Annotated in this window: 2 protein-coding genes; both read right to left on the bottom strand. The window is 52.4% G+C overall.

Annotated features, from left to right (window positions below; translation table 11 throughout):
- Positions 1-31 precede the first annotated feature (31 nt).
- Complete coding sequence (locus DMI82_RS19485) at positions 32-745, bottom strand: antirestriction protein ArdA (protein WP_014080243.1); 714 nt, start codon at positions 743-745, stop codon at positions 32-34.
- A partial coding sequence (locus tag DMI82_RS19480) for a DUF7768 domain-containing protein (RefSeq protein ID WP_110104297.1) occupies positions 745-996 on the bottom strand: 252 nt, incomplete at its 5' end. The genes DMI82_RS19480 and DMI82_RS19485, both read right to left, overlap by 1 nt.

Genomic DNA, 996 nt, shown 5'->3' with positions numbered 1-996 from the left:
CTTCCTTGGGACAATTTGTCTCGAAGTGCCATCACCGATCCCCACGGTCTTTTTTCTGCATTTGACGGTAGCCCTCCAAAGAAGAACCGTCTATGATTTCCTGATAAGCGGCCATTTGCTCCCGGATAGAGAGCTTCGGGAAAGAGAATACCTTATGTTCCTTGGGAATATCCTGCAAGCCGTGATACACTTCCACGAAATGATCGCTTTCTTTGACAACATAGCCGCCCGGGGCAAAATGGCCGTTTTCGTGGATGCAAGCATCCCGGCCATACGCCTCATAATCGAAATACGGTTTTACCTGATCCGGCACATCCAACATTTCCAGATCGTCCACATAAATACGCCCCAGCGTTTCCTCATCGGATACGCCGGGGTAAAAGCCGTAACAGTCCAGATTTTGTGTCAGATTGATGATGTCCCGCACCGAAGAACAGTGATCGCCGCTGTCGAGGACGGCCTCCAGTGTTTCCAGCTCCGATGAGGTAAGCTCGGAAAGCAGGCAGGCCAGATGATTAAGCTCATCCAGATTTTCATACTCGCTCAAATGGTCATAGAGCCCCAGCACATCCCCATCGAAAGAGGTAATAAAAATTTCCTGATAGCGGACGCCATCCACGCCGATCCGTTTCAAGAGAGCCTCCACCTCCTGGGCGGTTGTGGGAAATTTCAGTGTTTCACCCACAAGCTGGCCCTCGCTGTACTTTCCGGCGTTGGTAACGTAGGCTTCAAACAGGGTCGCCATCAGCGGCGGCCCTGTCCCTTGACGGTCAGGATGCCCTCAAGGGTTGTTGCCGTAATTCCCAGCCGCTGGGCCACGGCAATATCATTTTTCATGGCTTCGGTCATACTGTGCCCGCAGACAACCAGCACATGAGAACGGCGGAGCAGGTCACGGCTCATGTCGATGCCGCTTTTATGCTCCTCGGGAACAGCATCGTTGAGAAACAGGGGCAAGTACAAAGGCGGACAAATAGGAGAAAAGCCTGCCTCATA

This window comes from Blautia sp. BCRC 81119 (genome assembly GCF_003184505.1).
GTDB classification, from domain to species: domain Bacteria; phylum Bacillota; class Clostridia; order Lachnospirales; family Lachnospiraceae; genus Blautia_A; species Blautia_A fusiformis.
The sequence above is the reverse complement of the archived record's forward strand: the minus strand, read 5'-3'. Positions and strand labels throughout refer to the sequence as shown.